Origin of the sequence: Streptomyces radiopugnans (assembly GCF_900110735.1) — a bacterium.
GTDB lineage: Bacteria > Actinomycetota > Actinomycetes > Streptomycetales > Streptomycetaceae > Streptomyces > Streptomyces radiopugnans.
In genome coordinates this window covers 733,375-756,537 of record NZ_FOET01000001.1, presented here as the reverse complement: position 1 = coordinate 756,537, position 23,163 = coordinate 733,375, and the positions used below count along the sequence as shown (strand labels likewise).

18 protein-coding genes are annotated in these 23,163 nt (G+C 75.1%); 13 read left to right on the top strand and 5 right to left on the bottom strand.

The window, feature by feature from the left end:
* Positions 1-132 precede the first annotated feature (132 nt).
* The 8 genes from BMY40_RS03285 (at position 133) to aceE (ending at position 12,621) form a co-directional block, all read left to right on the top strand.
* On the top strand, positions 133-1,344 hold the full coding sequence (locus tag BMY40_RS03285) for a bifunctional adenosylcobinamide kinase/adenosylcobinamide-phosphate guanylyltransferase (RefSeq protein ID WP_177213847.1): 1,212 nt from the start codon (positions 133-135) through the stop codon (positions 1,342-1,344).
* 42 nt (positions 1,345-1,386) lie between these two features.
* Positions 1,387-2,508, top strand: a complete 1,122-nt coding sequence (locus BMY40_RS03280) for a nicotinate-nucleotide--dimethylbenzimidazole phosphoribosyltransferase (RefSeq protein WP_093655092.1) — start codon at positions 1,387-1,389, stop codon at positions 2,506-2,508.
* A gap of 194 nt (positions 2,509-2,702) precedes the next feature.
* A complete protein-coding gene (locus BMY40_RS03275) occupies positions 2,703-3,548 on the top strand; it encodes an adenosylcobinamide-GDP ribazoletransferase (protein WP_093655090.1) in 846 nt (281 codons plus the stop codon).
* A 189-nt stretch (positions 3,549-3,737) separates the two neighbouring features.
* A complete protein-coding gene (locus tag BMY40_RS03270; RefSeq protein WP_093655088.1) occupies positions 3,738-5,300 on the top strand; it encodes a leucyl aminopeptidase in 1,563 nt (520 codons plus the stop codon).
* A 413-nt stretch (positions 5,301-5,713) separates the two neighbouring features.
* Complete coding sequence (gene lpdA, locus BMY40_RS03265; protein WP_177213846.1) at positions 5,714-7,102, top strand: dihydrolipoyl dehydrogenase; 1,389 nt, start codon at positions 5,714-5,716, stop codon at positions 7,100-7,102.
* 59 nt (positions 7,103-7,161) lie between these two features.
* Positions 7,162-9,036 (top strand): 2-oxoglutarate dehydrogenase, E2 component, dihydrolipoamide succinyltransferase, encoded by a 1,875-nt coding sequence (gene sucB / locus BMY40_RS03260; protein ID WP_093655084.1) that lies wholly within the window; start codon positions 7,162-7,164, stop codon positions 9,034-9,036.
* Positions 9,037-9,156: 120 nt separating this feature from the next.
* Complete coding sequence (locus tag BMY40_RS03255) at positions 9,157-9,780, top strand: GntR family transcriptional regulator (protein WP_093655082.1); 624 nt, start codon at positions 9,157-9,159, stop codon at positions 9,778-9,780.
* A 147-nt stretch (positions 9,781-9,927) separates the two neighbouring features.
* Positions 9,928-12,621: a pyruvate dehydrogenase (acetyl-transferring), homodimeric type gene (aceE, locus tag BMY40_RS03250; protein WP_093655080.1), complete on the top strand. Its 2,694-nt coding sequence runs from the start codon at positions 9,928-9,930 to the stop codon at positions 12,619-12,621.
* Positions 12,622-12,811: 190 nt separating this feature from the next.
* Here aceE and BMY40_RS27415 read toward each other — a convergent pair whose 3' ends face one another.
* Together BMY40_RS27415 and BMY40_RS03245 are read right to left on the bottom strand one after the other, a co-directional pair.
* Positions 12,812-12,916 carry a methionine/alanine import family NSS transporter small subunit gene (locus BMY40_RS27415; protein WP_107436737.1) on the bottom strand — a complete coding sequence of 35 codons (105 nt, stop codon included), beginning with the start codon at positions 12,914-12,916 and terminating at the stop codon, positions 12,812-12,814.
* On the bottom strand, positions 12,916-14,505 hold the full coding sequence (locus BMY40_RS03245; protein WP_093655078.1) for a sodium-dependent transporter: 1,590 nt from the start codon (positions 14,503-14,505) through the stop codon (positions 12,916-12,918). Before BMY40_RS03245 ends, BMY40_RS27415 begins: the two co-directional genes overlap by 1 nt.
* Positions 14,506-14,595: 90 nt before the next feature.
* On the opposite strand from BMY40_RS03245, the gene BMY40_RS03240 reads away from it, so the two are divergent.
* Entirely contained in the window at positions 14,596-15,561 is a 966-nt protein-coding gene (locus BMY40_RS03240) for a helix-turn-helix transcriptional regulator (RefSeq protein WP_093655076.1), read from the top strand.
* Here the strand turns inward: BMY40_RS03240 and BMY40_RS03235 are convergent.
* The gene (locus tag BMY40_RS03235) at positions 15,552-16,487 is read right to left on the bottom strand and encodes an SDR family oxidoreductase (protein ID WP_093655074.1); all 936 of its coding nucleotides are present in this window, start codon (positions 16,485-16,487) and stop codon (positions 15,552-15,554) included. The genes BMY40_RS03240 and BMY40_RS03235 overlap by 10 nt on opposite strands.
* 201 nt (positions 16,488-16,688) lie before the next feature.
* Here BMY40_RS03235 and BMY40_RS03230 point away from each other — a divergent pair, with 201 nt between their 5' ends.
* Positions 16,689-17,216 (top strand): DUF4240 domain-containing protein, encoded by a 528-nt coding sequence (locus BMY40_RS03230; RefSeq protein WP_093655755.1) that lies wholly within the window; start codon positions 16,689-16,691, stop codon positions 17,214-17,216.
* Positions 17,217-17,244: 28 nt separating this feature from the next.
* On the opposite strand, the gene BMY40_RS03225 is transcribed toward BMY40_RS03230, so the two are convergent.
* A complete protein-coding gene (locus tag BMY40_RS03225; protein WP_093655753.1) occupies positions 17,245-17,829 on the bottom strand; it encodes a GNAT family N-acetyltransferase in 585 nt (194 codons plus the stop codon).
* A 50-nt stretch (positions 17,830-17,879) separates the two neighbouring features.
* Between BMY40_RS03225 and BMY40_RS03220 the strand changes: the two genes are divergently transcribed.
* Both BMY40_RS03220 and BMY40_RS03215 read left to right on the top strand, forming a co-directional pair.
* Positions 17,880-18,770: a TIGR01777 family oxidoreductase gene (locus BMY40_RS03220; protein WP_093655072.1), complete on the top strand. Its 891-nt coding sequence runs from the start codon at positions 17,880-17,882 to the stop codon at positions 18,768-18,770.
* 275 nt (positions 18,771-19,045) lie between these two features.
* On the top strand, positions 19,046-20,458 hold the full coding sequence (locus tag BMY40_RS03215) for an FAD-dependent oxidoreductase (RefSeq protein ID WP_093655070.1): 1,413 nt from the start codon (positions 19,046-19,048) through the stop codon (positions 20,456-20,458).
* Between the two features lie 125 nt (positions 20,459-20,583).
* Here BMY40_RS03215 and BMY40_RS03210 read toward each other — a convergent pair whose 3' ends face one another.
* On the bottom strand, positions 20,584-22,077 hold the full coding sequence (locus BMY40_RS03210; RefSeq protein WP_093655068.1) for an NsdA family TPR-like regulatory protein: 1,494 nt from the start codon (positions 22,075-22,077) through the stop codon (positions 20,584-20,586).
* Positions 22,078-22,375: 298 nt separating this feature from the next.
* Here BMY40_RS03210 and lipB point away from each other — a divergent pair, with 298 nt between their 5' ends.
* A complete protein-coding gene (lipB, locus tag BMY40_RS03205; protein WP_093655066.1) occupies positions 22,376-23,155 on the top strand; it encodes a lipoyl(octanoyl) transferase LipB in 780 nt (259 codons plus the stop codon).
* The last annotated feature ends 8 nt before the right edge of the window (positions 23,156-23,163 follow it).

The window sequence follows — 23,163 nt, the reverse complement described above, 5'->3', positions numbered from 1 at the left end:
TACGTTCCGTGATCCTGTCCCGCTGTCCGCAGAGTAGGCCCTGCCCGGCCGATCCGCGCGGACCGGCCCCGCCGCGCGGACCGGTCCCGCCCCCCTCGCGCGGCGGCCCGGCGGGCGCGAGACGATCGTGCCGTGGAACTGACTCTGCTCGGCACCGGCGCCCCCGCCGGCCTCCCCCGGCCCGGTTGTCCCTGCGCGGCCTGCGCCACCGCCTCCCGCGCGGACGCGCGGGCGGCGACCGCGCTGCTCGTGGACGGCGTCCTGCTGCTCGACCTGACCCCCGGCGCTGCCCTGGCGGCCGCCCGCGCGGGCAGTTCCCTGCACGATGTGCGGCAGGTGCTGCTGTCCCACCCCCACGAGGGGCCGGCGCCGGAGGTCCCGGCCGGGCTGCCCGCGCCGGTGCGGGTGCCCGACGGGCGGAGGCTGACGCTGATCAGCGGCCACCGGGTGCGGGCGGTGGCGCTGGACGCGCCGGGCACCGGGTACGAGGTCGGCGGGCCCGACGGCGAGCGCCTGCTGTACCTGCCGCCGGGCGCCGGTCCCGCGGGCCTGCCGCCCGGCGGCTCGCCCGCGCCGTACGCCCTGGTGCTGATGGACGTCCTGGGCCGTCCCGACGCGCTGGCCCGGCTGCGGGCGGCCGGGGCCGTGGGCCCGACCACGGACGTGCTGGCCGTCCACATCGACCACGACGTGCCGCCCGGCCCGGAGCTGCACCGGCGGCTGGCCGCCGCGGGGGCCCGTACCGAGCCGGACGGCGCCACGGTGGTGGTCGGCGACTACCGCGCGGTCCCCGACCTGCCCCGGCGCACGCTGGTCCTGGGCGGTGCGCGCTCGGGCAAGTCCGCCGAGGCCGAGCGCCGGCTGGCGGCCTTCCCGGACGTGCTGTACGTCGCCACCGGCGGCGCCCGGGACGGCGACCGGGAGTGGGCGGTGCGGGTGGCGGCCCACCGGGAGCGCCGCCCGCCCTCCTGGCGCACGGCCGAGACCTGCGATCTGGTGCCGCTGCTCACCGCCGAGGACGCCCCGCCGATGCTGGTCGACTGCCTGGCCCTGTGGCTGACCGACGCGATGGACCGCGCCGGGGCCTGGGACGACGGCCGCTGGAGGAGCGGCGAGGCCCCCCGCGCGCTGGCCGAGCGGACCGGCGCCCTGGTCGCGGCCTTCCGCGCCGCCTCCCGCACGGTGGTGGCGGTCAGCAACGAGGTCGGCTCGGGGGTGGTGCCCGCCACCGCCGCGGGCCGCCGCTTCCGCGACGAGCTGGGCCGGCTGAACGCGGCGGTGGCCGCCGAGTGCGAGCACGTCCTGCTGGTCACGGCGGGTACGGCCCTGCCGCTGCGCGGCTGAGCGCCGGTCAGGGGCCGTGCGGGGAGCGGTAGTGTCGGCCCCATGAGCGACGGCAGCCTGAACCTCGACGACTTCGGCGACCTCATCGAGCGTCCCGACAGCGGCGTCCGCCGGGACGCCGAGGAGCGGCGCGCCCGCACCGGTCTGCCGGCCGGGGCGCTGGGCCGGCTGGACGAACTGGGCGAGTGGCTGGCGGCGGCGCAGGGCCGCGTTCCCGTGGAGCCGGTCTCGCGGCCGAGGGCCGTGCTGTTCGCCGGGGACCACAAGGTGGCGGAACTGGGCGTCTCCGCCCGGCCCGCCGGGGGCGCGCACGCCCTGGTACGCGCCGCCCTGGACGGCACGAGTCCGGTGGCGGTGCTGTCGCGCCGTCTCGACGTGCCGCTGCGGATCGTCGACATGTCGCTGGACTGCGACCCGGGCGAGCTGCCCGAGGAGGTCACCCGCCACCGGGTGCGGCGCTCCGGCGGGCGGCTGGACGTCGAGGACTCCCTGACCGCCGAGGAGGCCGAGCGCGCCTTCCGGGCCGGGATGGCCGTCGCCGACGAGGAGGCCGACGCCGGGACCGACCTGGTGGTCCTGGGCGACATCTCCGTCGGCGGCACCACGGCGGCCGGGGTGCTGGTCGCGGCCCTGTGCGGCACCGACGCCTCCGTGGTCACCGGCCGCGGCGGCGGGCGCATCGACGACCTCGCCTGGATGCGCAAGTGCGCGGCGATCCGCGACGGGCTGCGCCGCGCCCGGCCCGTCCTGGGGGACCAGCTGAGGCTGCTGGCGACCGTGGGCGGGGCGGACCTGACCGCGATCACCGGCTTCCTGCTCCAGTCGGCCGTTCGCCGCACCCCCGTGATCCTCGACGGCGTGGTCTCCGCCGCATGCGCGCTGGTCGCCCAGCGCGTGGCGTTCCGGGCGCCGGACTGGTGGCTGGCCGGTTCGGCGAGCGGCGAGCCCGCGCAGGCCAAGGCGCTGGACCGGATGGCGCTCGACCCGCTGCTGGACCACGGCGTCACCGCGGGCGAGGGCACCGGCGCGCTGCTCGCCCTCCCCCTGGTCCGGGCCGCGGCCGCGCTGGCGGCGGAGCTTCCGGTGCGCCGGGAGCGGGAGGACGCCGCGGCGGAGCCGGACGCGGGCCGTTCCGGCGCCGCGCCGATGCCCGACGTCACCTGAGCCCGTACGGCATCCGCCCGTGCGCGGTCAGCGCGCGGGGCCACCGGTAGCCTGCCGCCCGGTGGTCTTCCGCGCCCCGCCCGGGGAGGAACGCGGGCCACCGCGCACCGGGCGGCCTCCCTCGGCCACGCCGGGGCGATCCCATCGCCGGGCGAGGCCGGCGGTCCTCTCGCAGGGAGAACGCAGGAGAGCCGGTGGACACCGTCCCGCAGCCGCCACATGATCCGCAGCCGCCACAGCATCAGCCGTCCGCCGCCCCGCCGCCCGCCGGCGTACGGGACGGGGTGCGCTTCGCCTTCGGCACGCTCACCGTGCTACCGGTCTCCGGGGCCCGCTGGGACCGGGCCGCGGCCCGCGCGGGCATGGTCTGCGCCCCGCTGGTGGGCCTGGTGACCGGGCTGTGCGCGGCCGCCGCCGGGGGCGTCGCGCTGCTCCTGGGCGCCTCGCAGCTGCTCGCGGCGGTCGCCACCGTCGCGGTGCCCGCCGTGCTGACGCGCGGCCTGCACCTGGACGGACTCGCGGACGTCGCCGACGGTCTGGGCAGCGGCCGTCCGGCCGAGGGCGCGCTGGAGGTGATGAAGCGCTCCGACATCGGCCCGTTCGGGGTGGTCACCCTGCTGCTGGTGCTGCTCGCCCAGGTCGCGGCGGTGGCCGGGGCGTACGCCGCCGGCTGGGCGTGGGGCGCGGTCACGGTGACCGTCTCGGCGGTGACCGCGCGCGCCGCGCTGACGCTCGCCGCCCGGGAGGGCGTCCCGGCGGCCCGCCCCGGAGGGCTGGGCGCGGCGGTGGCCGGGGCGGTGCCCTTGCGGAGTGCGGCCCTGACCTGTGCGGCGGTGGCCTCGGCGGCGGCGGGCGCGGGGGCGCTGTGGGGCCCGTACGGGGCCGTGCGGTGTGCCGCAGCGGTCGTCCTGGCGCTGGGCGCGGCGCACCTGCTGCTGGCCCGCTGCCGCCGCAGACTGGGCGGGGTGACCGGCGACGTCTTCGGCGCGGTGGGCGAAACCGCGCTGACCGCCGGCCTGGTGGTGCTTGCGCTGGGTTAGCGCCCCTCGGAGAATTCCGCGGGACGGTCCGTGCTTCCGTCACGCCCCGCCGTCGGCTCCGGGCGGTACGCGCGGCCCACCGCCCGGAGCCGACGGCGGGGCCCTCCGGGCCGCGACGTAGGCTCGGCCCGTGCCCGAAGCCGTGCACATCCACTCGGCTTGCCCATCGGAAGAGGGATTCCCACCACTGTGTCTGCTCTCACTCTCAGTTCCTCGTCCGCCGCGACGCTGCGCGCGGACGCCGTCGTCGTCGGTGTGGCCAAGGGCCCGGACGGGCCCGTGGTCGCTCCGGGCGGCGAGCCCCTGGACCAGGCGTTCGGCGGCTCTCTGGCCGGCGTCCTGGAGACCCTCGGCGCGTCGGGCGGTGAGGGGGAGGTCACCAAGCTGCCCGCTCCGGACGGTGTGAAGGCTGACCTGGTGCTGGCGGTCGGGCTCGGCGACGCCCCGGAGGGGGACGGGCCGTACGACCCGGAGGCGCTGCGCCGCGCGGCCGGTGCGGCCGCCCGCGCGCTGGCCGGCCGGAAGAAGGCCGGCTTCGCCCTGCCGGCCGGGGACGAGGCGTCCCTGGCCGCCGTCTGCGAGGGCGCGCTGCTGGGCGCCTACTCCTTCACCGAGTACCGCGGCAAGGAGGACAAGAACGCCAAGGGCTCCAAGAGCGCCGGGAAGGGCAAGGGCGGGGACGGCGACAGGAACGCCCCGCTCGCCGAGGTCACCGTGCTCGGCGCCAAGGCCCGCGACAAGGCCCACAAGGCCGCCGCCGAGCGGGCCGAGGTGCTGGCCGCGGAGGTCAACCGCGCCCGCGACCTGGTCAACACCCCCTCCAACGACCTGTTCCCGAAGTCCTTCGCCGCCGCCGTGCAGAGCGCGGCCAAGGAGCACGGGCTGACGGTGGAGGTGCTGGACGAGAAGGCGCTGGCCAAGGGGGGCTACGGCGGCATCCTCGGCGTCGGGCAGGGCTCGGCGAACCCGCCGCGCCTGGTGCGCCTGTCCTACACCCACTCCAAGGCGAAGAAGACCCTGGCCCTGGTCGGCAAGGGCATCACCTACGACTCGGGCGGCATCTCGCTCAAGCCGGCCGGCCACAACGAGACCATGAAGTGCGACATGAGCGGCGCCGCCGCCGTCTTCGCCGCCGTGGTCGCCGCCGCCCGTCTCGGCCTGCGGGTGAACGTCACCGGCTGGCTGGCGCTGGCGGAGAACATGCCGTCGGGCACCGCGACCCGTCCGGGCGATGTGCTGACCATGTACAGCGGCAAGACGGTCGAGGTGCTCAACACCGACGCCGAGGGCCGCCTGGTGCTGGCCGACGCCCTGACCCGGGCGTGCGAGGAGAAGCCGGACGCGGTGGTGGACGTGGCGACCCTGACCGGCGCGATGATGCTGGCGCTGGGCAACCGCACGTTCGGCGTGATGGCCAACGACGACGCCTTCCGCACGGCCGTCCACGACAGCGCGACCGAGGCGGGCGAGCCGTCGTGGCCGATGCCCCTGCCCGGCCACCTGCGCAAGGGCATGGACTCGCCGATCGCCGACATCGCCAACATGGGCGAGCGGATGGGCGGCGGCCTGGTGGCCGGCCTGTTCCTGAAGGAGTTCGTCGCCGAGGGCACCACCTGGGCCCACCTGGACATCGCCGGCCCGGCCTTCAACGAGTCCGGACCCTTCGGCTACACCCCCAAGGGCGGCACCGGCTGCGCGGTGCGCACCCTGGTCCGCCTCGCCGAGCGCGCCGCGGCGGGGGACGTGGTCTGACCCGCGGTCCGGCGGCCGCCTGACGGCCGCACGGCGGCCGCGGCGGACCCGCCCGCGCAACCCCGCGCCACCGCCCGTCCGCGCCCATCCGCCGGGGCCCGGGACGCTCTCCGCGTCCCGGGCCCCGGCGGGCGTTCCGGCCGGTTCCGGCCGGGCCGCGTTCGCTGTGAGCGATCCCGGTCGGCCTACTCTCCGGTAGACACGCGTACCCGCTCGCAATCCTCCTGTTCATCTGGGTATGAGGGGCTGGGACACCGGCCCGGCGTCCCACTCTCCGCCGACAAGTGCAAAGATGTTGTCTCGGCAGGACAGGGCCCGCTCAACCCACAGGGCCGAGCAAGAAGCGGCCGAACATACAGCCGCCCGGTCTCCGACGGACCGGCTCCGGCGTACCCATGCATGGAGGACGTGACGTGGCGAACGACGCCAGCACCGTTTTCGACCTAGTGATCCTCGGAGGCGGTAGCGGTGGTTATGCCGCTGCCCTGCGGGCTTCGCAGCTGGGTCTGGACGTCGCCCTGATCGAGAAGGACAAGGTCGGCGGTACCTGTCTGCACTACGGCTGCATCCCGACGAAGGCCCTGCTGCACGCCGGCGAGGTGGCCGACTCCGCGCGCGAGAGCGCCGGCTTCGGCGTCAAGGCCACCTTCGAGGGCATCGACATGCCGGCCGTCCACAAGTACAAGGACGGCGTGATCTCGGGCCTGTACAAGGGCCTGCAGGGGCTGATCGCCTCCCGCAAGATCACCTACGTGGAGGGCGAGGGCCGCCTCTCCTCCCCGACCTCGGTGGACGTGAACGGGCAGCGCTACGAGGGCCGGCACGTCCTGCTGGCCACCGGCTCGGTGCCCAAGTCGATCCCGGGTCTGGAGATCGACGGCAACCGGATCATCAACTCCAACCACGCGCTGACGCTGGACCGCGTGCCGCAGTCCGTCGTCATCCTGGGCGGCGGCGTCATCGGCTGCGAGTTCGCCTCCGCGTGGAAGTCCTTCGGCACCGACGTCACCATCGTCGAGGGCCTGCCCCACCTGGTGCCCGCCGAGGACGAGAACAGCTCCAAGCTGCTGGAGCGCGCCTTCCGCAAGCGCGGCATCAAGTTCTCGCTCGGCTCCTTCTTCGAGAAGGCGGAGTACACCGACAACGGCGTGAAGGTCTCCCTGGCCAACGGCAAGGAGTACGAGGCCGAGCTGCTGCTCGTCGCCATCGGCCGCGGTCCGGTCTCGCAGGGCCTGGGCTACGAGGAGGCCGGGGTGAACATGGACCGCGGCTACGTCCTGGTGGACGAGTACTGCCGCACCAACGTGCCCACCATCTCGGCCGTCGGCGACCTCATCCCGACCCTCCAGCTCGCCCACGTCGGCTTCGCCGAGGGCATCCTGGTGGCCGAACGGCTGGCCGGGCTGGACGTCGTGCCGATCGACTACGACGGCGTGCCGCGTGTGACCTACAGCCACCCGGAGGTCGCCTCCGTCGGTCTGACCGAGGCCAAGGCCAAGGAGATCCACGGCGCGGACAAGGTCGTGACGCTGAAGTACAACCTCGGCGGCAACGGCCGGAGCAAGATCCTCAAGACGCAGGGCGAGATCAAGCTCGTCCAGGTCCGCGACGGTGCCGTGGTCGGCGTCCACATGGTCGGTGACCGGATGGGCGAGCAGGTCGGCGAGGCCCAGCTCATCTACAACTGGGAGGCTCTGCCCGCCGAGGTCGCGCAGCTCGTCCACGCGCACCCGACGCAGAACGAGGCCCTCGGCGAGGCCCACCTGGCCCTGGCCGGCAAGCCGCTGCACTCCCACGACTGATCCTCCCGGGCGCGAGAGCACCACGCCATTCGCACTTTTCGTTAGGAGCAACCGAAACCATGGCGGTTTCCGTAACCCTGCCGGCGCTCGGCGAGAGCGTCACTGAGGGCACCGTCACCCGCTGGCTGAAGGCCGAGGGTGAGCACGTCGAGGCCGACGAACCCCTGCTGGAGGTGTCGACCGACAAGGTCGACACCGAGATCCCCTCCCCCGCCTCCGGGACCCTGTCCTCCATCAAGGTCGCCGAGGACGAGACGGTCGAGGTCGGCGCCGAGCTGGCCGTGATCGACGACGGTTCCGGCGCCCCGGCCGAGGCGCCCGCCCAGGCCCAGGCTCCGGCCGCCGCCGAGGCGCCCGCCCCGGCTCCGGCGCCCGAGCCGCAGGCCGCCCCCGCGCAGCCCCAGCAGGCCCCGGCGCAGCCGCAGGCCCAGCCCGAGCCCGCACAGGCCCAGGCCCCGCAGCAGGCGGCTCCCTCCGGCGGCGCCGCGGAAGGCACCGACGTGGTGCTGCCGGCGCTCGGCGAGAGCGTCACCGAGGGCACCGTCACCCGCTGGCTGAAGTCGGTCGGCGAGGAGGTCGAGGCCGACGAGCCGCTGCTGGAGGTCTCGACCGACAAGGTCGACACCGAGATCCCGGCCCCCGCCTCCGGCACCCTGCTGGAGATCGTGGTGGGCGAGGACGAGACGGCGGAGGTCGGCGCGAAGCTGGCGGTGATCGGCGCCGCCGGTGCCGCTCCGGCCCAGGCCCCCGCCCCGGCTCAGCCCGAGCCGCAGGCCCAGCCCGAGCCGCAGGCCCGGCCCGAACCGCAGCCCGAACCGCAGGCCGAGGCCCCCGCCCCGGCTCCGGCGCCCGAGCCGAAGCCCGAGCCGCAGGCCGCCCCCGCGCAGCCCCGGCAGGCCCCGGCGCAGCCGCAGGCCCAGCCCGAGCCCGCACAGGCCCAGGCCCCGCAGCAGGCGCCCGCTCCGGCGCAGGCACCGGCCCCGGCGGCCCCGGCCGGCGGCGGCGAGGGCGCCTACGTGACCCCGCTGGTGCGCAAGCTCGCCGCCGAGAACGGCGTCGACCTGTCCACCGTCAAGGGCACCGGCGTCGGCGGCCGCATCCGCAAGCAGGACGTCGTGGCCGCGGCCGAGGCGGCCAGGGCGCAGGCCGCCCAGGCCCAGGCTCCGGCCGCCGCACCGGCCGGCCGCGGCCCGGCCAAGGCCGAGCCGTCGCCGCTGCGCGGCCAGACGGTGCCGATGACCCGCATCCGCAAGGTCATCGCCGAGAACATGATGAAGGCGCTGCACAGCCAGGCGCAGCTGTCCACCGTGGTCGAGGTGGACGTCACGCGGATCATGCGGCTGCGGGCCCGGGCCAAGGAGGACTTCCTGGCCCGCGAGGGCGTCAAGCTCTCCCCGATGCCGTTCTTCGTCAAGGCCGCCGCCGAGGCTCTGAAGGCCCACCCGTCGATCAACGCCAAGATCAACGACGACGGGACCGTGACCTACCACGACGTCGAGAACATCGGCATCGCGGTGGACTCGGAGAAGGGCCTGATGGTCCCGGTCATCAAGGGCGCGGGCGACCTGAGCCTGGCCGGCATCGCCAAGAAGACCGCGGAGCTGGCGGGCAAGGTCCGCACCGGCAAGCTCAGCCCGGACGACATGTCCGGCGGCACGTTCACGATCAGCAACACCGGTTCGCGCGGTGCGCTGTTCGACACGATCATCGTGAACTACCCGCAGGTGGCCGAGCTGGGCATCGGCGCCACCGTGCGCCGCCCGGTCGTGGTGGACCACCCGGAGCTGGGCGAGACCATCGCCGTCCGGGACATGGTCTACCTGACCCTGTCCTACGACCACCAGCTGGTCGACGGCGCGGACGCCGCCCGCTACCTGACGGACGTCAAGGCCCGTCTGGAGGCCGGCGAGTTCGAGGGCGAGCTGGGTCTCTGACCGGTCCACGTGCGTCGGCGCCCCCGTACCGGATCCGCTCCGGGCGGGGGCGCCGCCGTGTGGAGGGCCCGTATCGTCGTTGTCCTCCCCCCTTCGAGAAGGTAGAGAGAAGGAGCGCCCATGGCCCCGCCCGTCGTCCACTCCCTGCGCGAGCAGATCCGCGAGCACATCGTGGAGGGCATCGTCCGCGGGCGCTGGAAGCCGGGCGAGCGCATCGTGGAGCGGCGGATCGCCGTGGAGCTGGAGGTCAGCCAGACGCCCGTGCGCGAGGCGCTGCGCGAGCTGGAGGCGCTGCGGCTGATCGAGTCGGCGCCGAACAAGGGCGTACGGGTGCGGAACCTGACGGCGGCCGATCTGGAGGAGATCTACCCCGTGCGCGCCGGGCTGGAGCAGATCGCGGCCGAGCTGGCCGCCGACCGCCTGGCCGAGGACGTCTCGGCGCTCGAGGAGCATGTGGCGCGGCTGTACGAGGCCGACCGGGCCGGGGACGGCGAGGCCCAGGTGCGGCACACGGTCGCCTTCCACCGGGAGCTGGTGCGCGCGGCCGGGAACAGCGTGCTGCTGCACACCTGGGAGTCGCTGGGCATCGGGGTGTGGACCACGCTCGCCATCCGCTGGCTGGGCACCCGGCAGCAGTCGTACGCCGAGGAGCACGAGGCGGTCGTGGAGGCGTTCCGCGGACGCGATCCGCGTATCGGCGAGCTGGTCAAGGAGCACGTCCTGGGGTGTGCACCCCGTGCCTGATTCACGGCACTGAATGCCAATTTCGTTCCCACGGCACTTTTTCACCTCCCACCCTTTGATCGATCATCGATCGTGGGCGTACAGTCCGGCAGTGGGTGTGACACCCCCCGCCCCCATGTCCCGTCCTGTCCGGAAGGCGGCCACACCATGACCGACGCCGAACGCACCCCCAGCGAGCTCGACCAGCTCCTCGACCGCGACCCCGAGGAGACCGCCGAGTGGGCCGCGTCCCTGGACGCCGTCGCCCGCCAGGCCGGTCCGCACCGGGCGGCGTACCTGATGCGGCGCACCCTGGAGCACGCCGGCCGCACCGGACTCGGTCTCCCTCCGCTGCTGGAGACGGACTACGTCAACACCGTCCCCACCGCCGCCGAGCCCGCCTTCCCCGGTGACGAGGAGATGGAGCGGCGGATCGCCGCCTGGAACCGCTGGAACGCCGCCGCCATGGTCACCCGCGGCTCCCGCTTCGGCGTCGGCGGCCACATCGCCACCTTCGCCTCCGCCGCCTGGCTCTACGAGACGGGCTTCAACCACTTCTTCCGCGGCAAGGACTCCCCCGAGGCCCCCGGCTCCGGCGACCAGCTCTACATCCAGGGCCACGCCTCCCCCGGCATCTACGCCCGCGCCTTCCTCGACGGACGGCTGACCGAGGCGCAGCTGGACAACTTCCGCCGGGAGGCCGGCGGCGACGGGCTGCCCTCCTACCCGCACCCGCGCCGGCTGCCCTGGCTGTGGGAGTTCCCGACCGTCTCCATGGGCCTGGGCCCGCTCTCGGCGATCTACCAGGCCCGCTTCAACCGCTATCTGACCGGCCGCGGCATCAAGGACACCTCCGGCAGCCGCGTGTGGGCCTTCCTCGGCGACGGCGAGATGGACGAGCCCGAGTCGACGGCCGCCCTCGCCCTGGCCGGGCGCGAGGGCCTGGACAACCTCACCTTCGTGGTCAACTGCAACCTCCAGCGCCTGGACGGCCCGGTCCGCGCCAACTTCAGGATCGTCCAGGAGCTGGAGGCCCAGTTCCGCGCCGCCGGCTGGCACGTCGTCAAGACGCTGTGGGGATCGGCCTGGGACGAGCTGTTCGCCCTGGACACCACCGGCGCCCTGGTCAGGAAGCTGCGCGAGGTGCCCGACGCCCAGTTCCAGACGTACGCCACCCGCGACGCCGCCTACATCCGCGAGCACTTCTTCGGCACCGATCCGGCGCTGGCCGAGATGGCGAAGGTGCTGACCGACGCGAAGATCATCGAGTGCTTCCACACCTCGCGCGGCGGCCACGAGCCCCGCAAGGTGTACGCCGCCTACCGGGCCGCGCTCGCGCACGAGGGCGCGCCGACGGTGATCCTGGCGCAGACCGTCAAGGGCCACACCCTCGGCCGGGGCTTCGCGTCCAAGAACGCCAACCACCAGATGAAGAAGCTGACGACCGACGAGTTCAAGGGCATGCGCGACCTGCTCGGACTGCCGATCCCCGACAGCGCCTTCGGCGACGGCCCGGTCCCCTACGGCCACCCCGGCCCCGACTCCCCCGAGGTGCGCTACCTCGCCGAGCGCCGCGCCGCCCTCGGCGGCCCCGCCCCGGCCCGCCGCATCCACCCGGTCCCGGCGCTGCCCGAGCCGCCCGAGCGCGCCTTCGCCGCCCTGCGGAAGGGGTCGGGCAAACAGGAGACGGCCACGACCATGGCGTTCGTACGCCTGGTCAAGGACCTGATGCGGGATGCGGAGACCGGGCGGCGCTGGGTGCCGATCGTCCCCGACGAGGCCCGCACCTTCGGCATGGAGTCGCTGTTCCCCTCGGCCGGCATCTACTCGCCCAAGGGGCAGACGTACGAGCCGGTCGACCGCGACCAGCTGATGTACTACAAGGAGGCCGCCGACGGGCAGATCCTCAACGAGGGGATCACCGAGGCCGGCGCCATGGCCGACTTCATCGCCGCCGCCACCTCCTACGCCACGCACGGCGAGCCGATGATCCCCTTCTACATCTTCTACTCGATGTTCGGCTGGCAGCGCACCGGCGACCAGTTCTGGCAGCTGGCCGACCAGCTCGGCCGCGGCTTCGTCGTCGGCGCGACGGCCGGCCGCACCACGCTCACCGGCGAGGGTCTGCAGCACGCCGACGGCCACTCCCAGCTGCTGGCCTCGACCAACCCGGCCTCGCTCAACTACGACCCCGCGTTCGCCTACGAGATCGCGGTGATCGTGCGCGACGGCCTGCGCCGGATGTACGGGCCGGAGCAGGAGGACGTCTTCTACTACCTGACCGTCTACAACGAGCCGAAGGTCCAGCCGCCCATGCCCGAGGGCGTGGAGGAGGGCATCCTCAAGGGGCTGTACCGCTTCCGCGAGGGGGTCCCGGCCGCGTCCCCCTCCGGTGGCGAGACACCCCGGATCCAGCTGCTGGCCTCGGGAACCGCCATCCACTGGGCGCTGGACGCCCAGCGCCTCCTCGCCGACGACTGGGGCGTGACCGCCGACGTGTGGTCCGCCACCTCCTGGAGCGAGCTGCGCCGCGATGCCCTGTCCTGCGACGCGGCGCAGCTCAAAGGCGAGGACCGCGTCCCGTACGTCACCCGCGCCCTGTGCGGCGCGCCCGGCCCGGTCCTCGCCGTCAGCGACTGGATGCGGGCGGTTCCCGACCAGATCGCCCCGTGGGTGGAGCAGGACTGGTCATCGCTGGGCACCGACGGCTTCGGCCTGTCGGACACCCGCGAGGCGGCCCGCCGCCACTTCGGGGTGGACGCCGAGTCGATCGCGGTGGCGGCCCTGGACCGGCTGGCCCGGCGCGGCGAGGTCAAGCGGGAGACGGTGCGCGAGGCGGCCGAGCGCTACGGCCTGGCCTGACGGCTCCCGGCCGCTGCGGCCCTTCCCCCCGCCGCCCGGCTGCCCCTCCCCCCGCCGCCCGGCTGCCCCTCCCCGCGCCGCCGGGCGGCCCCGGCCGGCCGGGCGCGTCTCCTCCCACCTGCCGGGAGGCGCGCCCGGCCCCGCCCGTCGGGGCCGGATCGGATCGGGCCGGATCGGATCGGGCCGGGGATCAGGGCTCCTCGGTGTGGCCGCGGAGCTTGAGGATGGCCGCGAGCAGTCCGCCCCACACCACGACCATGGCGACGATCATCATCACGACGGCGCCCGCCGACATCAGTGCCTCCCTTCCCCGGGCATGCCCGGTCGGCTCTCCACGGGGCCGCCCGGCCCCGAGGGTTCCGTGCCCGCCGGCTCCGTACCGCGCGGCCAGGGGAGCAGGGAGGCCAGCACGCCGAAGAGCAGCGCGCCCAGGGCGACCGCCCACCCGGACCAGAACAGGAAGCCGGACGGATAGCCCCCGTAGTCCTCGTCGAACTCCGAACGCAGGCTGTCCACCATCATCCAGCCCAGCACCAGCGGGGTGACGACCCCCAGGGCCAGGCGCCACCACACGCCCAGGCGGATGGCGGAGGTGGCGTCCGCGTCCCGCTGGAGCGCCGGCAGCCTGCGCAGCACCCAGGCGACGACGATCACCGCGACCAGGGAGGCCAGGGCGATGCCGTAGCGGTTGATGAAGTGGTCGGCGGAGTCCAGCAGGTACAGCCCGCTGTCGGTGGGGAAGAGCAGGACGGAGACCAGGGCCGTCAGCCCGCCGGCGCCGAGCACCGCCGGGATGCGCCCGATCCCGGTCTTGTCCTGCACCGAGGCGACCACCACCTCCACGATGGAGATCAGCGAGGTGAAGCCGGCGATCACCAGGGAACCGAAGAACAGCAGGCCGAAGAGGGTGCCCAGCGGCATGTTGGAGATGATCGTCGGGAAGGCGATGAACGCCAGGCCGATGCCGTCGGTGACGGTCTCCCCCACCGGCGTGCCGCTGGCGGCGGAGAGGAAGCCGAGGGTGGCGAAGACCCCGATGCCCGCCAGGAGTTCGAAGGAGCTGTTGGCGAAGCCGGCGACCAGCGCGGAGCCGGTGAGGTCGGCGCGGCGGCGCAGGTAGGAGGCGTAGGTGATCATGATGCCGAAGCCGACCGAGAGGGAGAAGAAGATCTGCCCGTAGGCGGCGACCCAGACACCGCCCTCGGCCAGCGCTCCCCAGTCCGGTGAGAACAGCGCGTCCAGGCCGGTCCCGGCACCGTCCAGGGTGACCGCGCGGACCACCAGGACGACGAAGAAGACCACCAGCAGGGGGATGAAGATCCTGTTGGCCATCTCGATGCCCCGCCGTACCCCCAGGGCCAGGACGGTCAGGACCGCGATCCAGATGACGAGCAGCGGCCAGAACACGCCGCCGACGTAGGAGGAGATCCAGCCGGGTTGCTCGGCGGTGCGCAGGAAGTCGCCGAAGAAGTAGGCGTTCGGGTCGTCGCCCCACTGCTCGCCGACCGAGAAGCCCACGTACCGCACGGCCCAGGCCAGGATCACGGCGTAGTAGGCGGCGATGACGAAGGAGACCGCCACCTGCCACCAGCCGATCGCCTGCGCCGGGCCGGACAGCCTGCGGAACGCGCCCGGCGGGGACTTCCGGTAGCGGCGGCCGAGCGTGTACTCGAGGACGAGGAGGGGGAGTCCCGCCGTCAGCAGGGCGATCAGATAGGGCAGCAGGAACGCCCCGCCGCCGTTCTTGTAGGCCTCGGAGGGGAAGCGCCAGATGTTGCCGAGCCCGATGGCCGAGCCGATCGCCGCCAGCAGGAAGCCCGTGCGGGTCCCCCACTGGGCGCGGGGCGGCGGGGTCGTCGGAGTGCTGCTGGATTCGGTGGCCATATGCGACGTTCCTCGGCTTTTGTCCCTGTGGGTTGACAGCACGTTAACAGCGCGCGCCGCGCCGCGCGCTCCGGCGGGGATGATGGGCGCATGCGTGCTGCCCGGCTGATCAGGATGGTGCTGCTGCTCCAGACGCGGCGGTCGATGACCGCCGCCGAACTGGCCGAGCGGCTGGAGGTCTCCGAGCGGACCGTCGCCCGCGACGCGCTGGCCCTGTCGGAGGCGGGGATCCCCGTCTACGCCGACCGGGGGCGGGCCGGCGGCTACCGGCTGGTCGGCGGCTACCGCACCCGGCTGACGGGTCTGGGGCGCGACGAGGCGGAGGCGCTGTTCCTGTCCGGGGTGCCCTCCGCGCTGCGGGAGATGGGCCTGGCGGACGCGGCCTCGGCCGCCCGGCTGAAGGTGGCGGCGGCGCTCACGCCCGAGCTGGCGGACGCCCCGCACAGCGCGGCGCAGCGGTTCCATCTGGACGCCCCGGGGTGGTGGCAGCCCACCGAGACCCCCGAGGCGCTGCCGGCGCTGGCCGAGGCCGTGTGGGACGACCGGCTGGTCACCGCGCGCTACCGCCGCCGGGACGGCTCCGGGGCACAGCGGACGCTGGAGCCGTACGGCCTGGTGCTCAAGGCGGGCGTGTGGTACCTCGTCGCCCGCGCCGACGGCGATCCCCGCGTCTACCGGGTGGACCGCTTCGGTTCCGTCACCCCGCTCGGCGAGCGGTTCGAGCGGGACGCGGACTTCGACCTGCCCGGCTTCTGGGAGGAGCGGGCCGCGGCCTTCGCCCGCTCGATCCTGCGCGAGACCGTCGTGGTGCGGCTGACCGAGGCCGGGACGCGCGCGCTGCGGTACGCCACCGACCGGGCGGCGGCCGAGGACGCGCTGGCGCGGGGGGAGACCGACGAGGAGGGGCTGACCACCGTCACCCTGCCCGTGGAGTCCCTGGACGTCGCCTACGGCCAGCTCCTCGCCCTCGGCCCCGAGTGCGAGGTGCTCGGCCCGCCCGAGCTGCGCGAGCGCATGGCACGGGCGGCCGAGCGGACGGCGGAGCTCTACCGGTAGTCCTCGGCGGTCGCCTCCTTCCCCCCGTGGACGACCTCGATGAAGTACCGCCAGCCGTCCGGCCGCGAGCCGTCGGTGTCGGTGAAGCCGTACTCGATGGCGAGCTGCCCGCTGGACAGGGACTGCCCGTTCCAGCGGGCCACGTCCGGGTCGCACGCCAGTGCCGCCACCGCCCGGCCGATGTAGGCGGGCGACTCGGCGATGGCGAAGTGCGGCTCGCGGGCGACCGCGTCGCGCCAGTTCTCCTCGCGCACCCCGAACGCGTCGAGCATCTCCTCCGAGCGCAGGAAGCCCGGGGAGAGACAGACCGCCGTGCAGCCGTACTCCCCCAGCTCCTCGGCGAGGCCGAAGGCCGCCCGGATCGGGGCGTTCTTCGCAAGGTCGAAGAAGAGGTTGCCGCGATACCTGGGGCCGTTGTACTCGGCGGTGCCGTCGGTGACCTCCACCACCAGCCCGCCCGGCCGCCGGATCAGCAGGGGCAGTGCGAAGTGGCTGGTGATCAGGTGGGTCTCCACTCCCAGCCGCAGCATCCGCAGGCCCTTGTCCAGCTCGACCTCCCACACCTTCGTGTCGAAGTCGAGCAGGTGGTCGCCGCCCCAGACGTCGTTGACCAGGACGTCCAGACGTCCGTGGTCGCGGTCGATCCGCTCCACCAGGGCGCGCACCCGCTCCGGCTCCAGGTGGTCGACCGGCACCGCGATGCCGGTGCCCCCGGCCGCCGTGACCAGTTCGGCGGTCTCCTCGATCGTCTCGGTGGGGCGGCCCACCTCGCTGACGCTCCCGCGCGTGGTGCGGCCGGTGGCGTACACCGTCGCGCCCGCCCGGCCCAGCTCCACGGCCATGGCCCGGCCCGCGCCCCTGGTGGCCCCCGCCACCAGGGCGACCCTGCCCTCCAGACTTCCCCTCGACACCGCTGCCGTGTTCACGTGTATGTCCTTTCGCGTGTCCGTGGCGCCTGCCGGGCGCTTTCCCGGCGTCTGCCCGGCGCCTTGTGCGCACCGGGCACGCTGCCACCGATACCGGACACCTCCTGTCGGGTTTTTCCGCCGGTCCGGTCAGGACGCGCCGCCGGGCGGGCGTCCCGCATGCGGACGGCGCCCGCAGGGCGGATCCTTGGTCCCGTGACGATGCACGAGACGGAGTTCTGGGAGCTGGTCGACAGCACCCGCGAGGCCGCCGGGGGCGACCCGGTCGACCACGCCGAACTGCTCGTCGACCGGCTGACACGGCTCGACCCGGACACCGTCGTGGACTTCGCCCGCCACTTCGAGGCCCGGATGAACCGGGCCTGGCGCTGGGACGTGTGGGGCGCGGCCCGGGTGCTGCTGGACGGGGCGGACGACGACGCCTTCGACTCCTTCCGCTGCTGGCTGGTGGGCCAGGGCAGGAAGGTGTTCGAGGGCGCGCTGCACGACCCGGACTCGCTCGCCGACCTGCTGGAGGACTTCGATCCGGAGGTGGACGGCGAGGGCGAGGACATCGGCGGCGCCGCGGACGAGGCCTACGAGCGGCTCACCGGTCTGGAGCTGCCCGACCTCGGCCTGCCCGACCCGCCCCGGGAGCCGGAGGGCACACCACTCCCCTCCGGGGACGACCGGGCCCTGGCGGCCGCCTTCCCCCGGCTGTGGGAGCGGTTCGGGCCGCAGCGGGGCTGACCCGGCCGCGGGGACGGCCCCGGGGCGGTCAGACGGCCAGCGAGCGCCCCATCAGCACGTCGTCCGCGTGGCCGCTCTCCAGCAGGAACTCCCCGGGCAGCACGCCCTCCACCGCGAAGCCCTCCGAGGCGTACAGCGCCCGCGCGGGCGCGTTGTGGCCCAGCACCCGCAGGGTGATCCGCGAGGCGCCCTGCCGCCGCGCCTCGGCCATCGCCGCGCGCAGCAGCGCCCGGCCCACACCTCGGCCGCGCGCCGGCGCGTCCACCACCAGTCCCTGGATCTGGCGGACGTGGCCGTTGCTCGCGAGGGGGGTGGGACGGGCCAGCTTGATGTAGCCCACGGCTTCCCCCGCCAGCTCGGCGACGAGGAACTCCCGGGGCCGGTTGCCGGCGTGGAAGAACGGGCCGTACGGCGGCCGCGGCCGCGGGGTGACCGCGTGCACCGGCGACCAGGTGCGCCGGTCCAGCTCCCCCAGCGCCTCGCCGTCCTCGTCGGCGGCGGGGCGTACGAGGGGGCGCGCGGGGCACGGCGTCCCCGGGGACGCCGGGGACGCCGAGGACGCCGGGGACGCCGGGGACGCCGAGGACGCCGAGGACGCCGAGGACGCGGACATGCCGGTCACTGTGCCTCGCCATCGGAGCGGCTGTCCACCAGGATTACCCCATGCGTATCGCGGTCACCGGCTCATCCGGCCTCATCGGCCGGGCACTTGTGGACTCCCTGCGCGCCGACGGGCACGAGGTGCTGCGCCTGGTGCGCCGCCCGCCCCGGGCCGGCGACGAGGTGGAGTGGGACCCGAGGAGGCAGTACGTGGACGCCGCCGGGCTGGTGGGCTGCGAGGCGGTGGTGCACCTGGCCGGCGCGGGCGTCGGCGACCACCGCTGGACCGAGGCGTACAAGCGCGAGATCCGCGACAGCCGGGTCCTGGGGACGGCCGCCGTCGCCGAGGCCCTGGCCTCGCTCGACACCCCGCCGCGCACCCTGGTGGTCGGCAGCGCCGTCGGCTACTACGGCGACACCGGCGACCGCGCCGTGGACGAGGACGCGCCGCCCGGGCACGGCTTCCTGGCCGACGTCTGCCAGGAGTGGGAGGAGGCCGCCGCGCCGGCCGAGGAGGCGGGGATCCGCACCGTGTACGCCCGCACCGGGCTGGTGGTCTCCCGCACCGGCGGGGCGTGGGGCCGGCTGTTCCCGGTCTTCAGGGCCGGGCTGGGCGGGCCCCTGGGCAGCGGCCGCCAGTACTGGAGCCACATCGCCCTGCACGACCACATCGCCGCGCTGCGGCATCTGCTGGACACCGAGGAGCTGTCCGGACCGGTCAACCTGACCGCGCCCGAGCCGGTCACCCAGCGGGAGGTGGCCGCCGCGATGGGACGGGTGCTGCACCGTCCGGCGGTGCTGCCCGTGCCCGCTCCCGTGCTGCGCGCGGTGCTGGGCGAGTTCTCCACGGATGTGCTCGGCAGTCAGCGGGTGCTGCCCCGGCGGCTGCTGGAGTCCGGCTTCGTCTTCGCCTTCCCCGGCATCGAGGACGCCGTCCGGGCGGCGCTGCGCTGACCCCGCCCACCGGAGGCGTTCCGGCCGGGCGTGCGGGTGGGGGCGCGGGTGGGGCGCAGGTGGTGAACGAGTGGCGCACGAGCCGTACTCGACCGATGTGCGACCGCCGTACACCCGTGCGCGACCGATGTGCGTCCGTGCCCGGTGCGTGCGCGACTGTCCGTGATCGCCCGCTTCCCTAGGGTCGGCTTGAAAGCGCGCGTCGAACGCGTCTTCGGAGGGCAGGAAACCCCCGGACGTCCGCTCGCGCCGCAGTGTCGACCACGGGAGGGCCCATGCCCGGCAGCGCACTCCGTCCCAGCCCCGGCCGAGGCCGGGAGACCACCGACGTCGCCGTCGTCGGCGCGGGCCTGGCGGGCCTGGCCGCAGCACACCATCTGACCGGCGCCGGGCTGCACGTCACCGTGCTGGAGGCCGCCGGCGCCGTCGGGGGCCGGATGGCGACCGAGGAGATCGACGGCTACCGGCTGGACCGCGGCGGCCGGCCGCTCTCCTCCGGCTGGTCCGAGCTGCGCCGCTGCCCCGGCCTGGCCGGGCTCGACCTGCGCCCCTTCGCCTCCGGGGTGCTGATCCGCAGCGGCGACCGCGGGCTGCGCGTCGGCGCGCCCCGCACCACCCGCGCCATCCGCGGCTCCCGCACCGCCGGCCGACCCCGTGGCGCACGGAGCGCGCGTGCCGCGGTGAGCGCCCTGGCCGGCGCCCGGCGCCCCCCGGGCGGCGCCCTCGGCACCGCGCTGGGCACCACCCTGGACCAGGCCCGGCTGCGCGCGCAGCTCGCCCGGCTCGCCTCGACGCCCGCCGAGCGCCTGGACGCCCGTCCCGAGCTGCCCGCCGCCCAGGCCCTGGCCGCCCGCGCCCTGTCCTCCCGGGCGGCCGACGGCCTGCTGCGCCCCCTGCTCGGCGCGCTGCTGTGCGACCCGGAGCTGACGACCTCCAGCCGGATCGGCGATCTGGTGCTGCGCGACTTCGCCCGCGGCGGGCTGTGCCTGCCCGCGGGCGGCGCGGTGTCCGTGCCCCGGGCCCTGGCGGACGGGCTGCCGCCCGGTACCGTCCGCACCGGGGTGCGCGTCCTGTCCGTGGCCGCCAACGCGGTGGTGACGCGCGACCACGGCACGATCCGCTGCCGCGCGGTGCTCATCGCCACCGGGGCCCGCGACGCGGCCGAGCTGCTGCCGGGTCTGCGGGTGCCGGACTTCCACCCGGTGACCGTGCTGCACCACGCGGTGGAGGGCCCGGCACCCACGGACGAGCCGCTGCTCCTGCTCGACGCCGACCGGCGCGGTCCGGTGGCGTACACGGCCGTCGCCAGCGCCGTGGACCCCTCGCGCGCGCGGCCGGGCCGCGCGCTGGTCACCTCCGTGGTGCTGGGCGCCGCCGCGTCCGAGCCGCCCGGTGTGCTGGACCGGGCCGCGCGCGCCCAGCTCGCCGGGCTGTACGGCGTCCCGACCGGCCGCTGGGAGCTGCTGGCCGTCCACCACGACCCGCTGGCCGTGCCCGCGACGCCCGCACCGCACGATCCGCGGCGCCCGGTCCGGGTGCTGTACGGCCTGTACGTCTGCGGCGACCACCGCGACACCGCCGACGCCCAGGGCGCGCTGCGCTCGGCCCGCCGCGCCGCGGACGCCGTGCGCCGCGACTTCGGCATCCGGCTGTACGCGCAGGGCCCGGCCCTGCGTGCCGCGGCCTGAGCAGACTCCGGTGGGCTCCGGCGGGCTCCGGGGGGACCGGGCAGGCCCCGGGCCGAACGTGACCGTGCCGCCGCGTGGCGGCGCGGCGGCACGGTCGGCCGGTGGGCGGCGGAGGGCTCCAGGGGTCAGACGAGGGCGGCGACCCGCTCGCGGTAGGTGCGCACCGGTGTGGCGTCCCGGTACGGCTCCAGCCGGCGTTCGAAGTCCTTGACGTACTCGTGCGCCCGCACCGAGCGCATCTCCGCCGCCTGCTGCGCCGACTCCGCGGCCAGGGCGCACGCCTGCTCCACGTCGCCCAGCCCCAGCCGGGCGGTGGCCAGCACCATCCGGCAGAACAGCCGGCTGCGCACATAGCCCGGGCCCCGCAGTTGCAGGGATCGCTCGGCGTGCTGGGCCGCCGCCCGGTACTGCTGGAGGTCCCGGTGGCAGTGCCCGAACTCGTCGGCGAGCTGCGCCTCGTCGAAGAACCGCGCCCAGTGCGGCGTCTCGTCGCCCGGCCGCGCCTGCTCCAGCGCCCGCTCGGCGCGGGCCAGCGACGCCGTGCACGCCCGCACCTCCCCCAGCACCCCGTGCCCGCGCGCCTCCACCGCGTGCAGCAGCGCCTGGACGGCCGGCGGCACCGAGGAACCGACGCCCTGCTGGGCGACCCGCGCCAGCTGCACCGCCTCGCGGCCGTGCCCGAGGTACACCGCCTGCCTGCTCATCGTCACCAGCACATAGCTGCCGTACGCCCGGTCCCCGGCGGCCTGGGCCAGCCGCAGCGCCTGGACGAAGTAGCGCTGCGCCAGCCCGTGCGCGGCGATGTCGTACGCCGTCCACCCGGCCAGGCGGGTCAGGTCCGCCACCGCGGCGAACAGCCGGCGCCCGGTCTGCTCCCCGTAGGCGCCGCGCAGCATCGGCTCGGCCTCGTGCTCCAGGTAGCGCACCAGCGCCTGCCGGGCGTGGCCGCCGCCGTAGGCGTGGTCGAGGGCGCGGAACAGCTCGCCGACCGAGCGCAGGGCGGCGATGTCCCCGGCCGTGACCCGCTGCCCCGGGCCCCGCTCCACCCGCTCGATCCGGGCCGCCTGCCCCACCCGGGGCGGCGGTACGGCGGCGGGCGACAGGGGGCCGCGTCCCTGGGAGGGCACCCTGGGCGCCTCCGGTGCGGGTTCGCCGCGCGCCACGCGCTCGTCGGGGCGGCCGATCAGCCAGTCCCGGCTGGGCACCACCAGCCCGGCCGGGGTGAAGGCGATCTTGCGCAGCTCGGCGTGGTTCCCGGTGTCCTTGCGCCACAGGCCCCCGACGATGTCCACCGCCTCGCCGGGTGTGGCCGCGAACTCCAGCCCGGCGTAGACCGGCGCGCACGCGTCCAGGCCCAGATCCTGGGCGGTGAGCCTGCGGCCCAGGCGGCGGGTGAAGACCTCGGCGATCAGCGCCGGCGTCGTGCCGCGCGGCTGCTGCCCGCGCAGCCAGCGCGTCACGGAGGTCTTGTCGTACCGGAGGTCCAGTCCGTGCTCCAAACCGAGCTGGTCGACCCGCCGGGCGAGTCCGGCGTTGGAGAACCCGGCCTCGGCGATGAGCGCGGCGAGCTGGCGGTTGGGGGTGCGCTGGGTGGATTTCCCAGGTCGTTCCGTCGACATCGGCTTTGCGGTCTCCTGCCTCACGGCTTGGGGTACGACAGACGCCGGGGCGCCCTGCTGGAACGGCGCGAATGTAGCCGTCCGCTCCGCCCCTCCGGGGGTCTGCGCACGGGTTTCATCCATACGTGTGAGTGGGCGCGGGGGGCGGAACCGTCCGGCGACCGTCCGTCGCGGTCCGTCACCGGTGACCGGCCGGCAGCCACCGGCCCGCCGCTCCCCGGCCCCGGAGCCGTACAGTGGCTGCCGGGACCCGCGACGACCTGGGCCGCGGCCCGAGACGACCGGAGGAGGAGCCGCCGTGAGCGAGCTGCGCTTTGTCCACCTGGGCTTCGGCGAGGACGCCGTGGAGTATCTGGAGGCGTGGCGCAGGCAGCGCGAGGTCCACGCGGCCCGCTTCGCCGACGAGATCCCCGACACCTGCCTGCTGCTGGAGCACCAGCCGGTGTACACGGCCGGCCGCCGCACCGAGGACAGCGAGCGCCCCCTGGACGGCACCCCCGTGGTGGACGTGGACCGCGGCGGCAAGATCACCTGGCACGGCCCGGGCCAGCTCGTCGGCTACCCGATCCTGAAGCTGCCCCGCCCGGTGGACGTCGTCGCCCATGTGCGGCGGCTTGAGGAGGCGCTGATCCGCACGTGCGCGGAGTTCGGCCTGGAGACCACCCGGGTCGAGGGGCGCAGCGGGGTGTGGGTGCTGGGCGATCCCGGGAAGAGGACCGCGCTGGGCGGCCTGGACCTGGACTTCGACCCGAGACTCCACGACGACGAGTACGACCCGAGGCTGCGCGGCCCGGAGTACGCCCCCTCCAACGCCGGCCAGCGCGGCGACGACCGCAAGCTCGCCGCCATCGGCATCCGGGTGGCCAAGGGCGTCACCATGCACGGCTTCGCGCTGAACTGCGACTCCGACAACACCGGGTACGACCGCATCGTGCCGTGCGGCATCCGGGACGCCGGCGTCACCTCGCTCTCGCAGGAGCTGGGCAGGCCGGTGACCGTCGCCGAGGTGCTGCCCGTGGTGGAGAAGCACCTGCGCGCGGTGCTGGAGTCCGCGGAAGCGCTGCCCCGCGCCGTCTGACCCGAACA